Raw genomic sequence first — 256 nt, 5'->3', positions numbered from 1 at the left:
CAAGTGCTGCTGCTTCAAAGTCATATGGTGTTCAGAAATGTGGGTTTCACGAAGGTAACGGCGCACGGCTTCGATGGGTACGTCATGGAACAGATAATCCTTGTCCACATTGCGCTTCCCTTGCGCCATCGCCGTCTCGATGAGATCCGCCGCGACCAGCCAGTTACCGCGTACGACATCTGCGGTCTTATGGTCGAAACGGATTGTTTGAACATGTTCGCCCTCGTAGCTCATGCTCGTGCGCAACGCATGTTTC

General features: G+C 53.5%; 1 protein-coding gene. It reads right to left on the bottom strand.

The window, feature by feature from the left end:
• The coding region (locus tag R0K30_RS22610) for a hypothetical protein (RefSeq protein WP_410613161.1) at positions 1–256 on the bottom strand (256 nt) is incomplete at both ends.

This window comes from Bacillus sp. SIMBA_154 (assembly GCF_046536015.1).
Lineage (GTDB): Bacteria > Bacillota > Bacilli > Bacillales > Bacillaceae > Bacillus > Bacillus pumilus_P.
The sequence above is the reverse complement of the archived record's forward strand: the minus strand, read 5'-3'. Positions and strand labels throughout refer to the sequence as shown.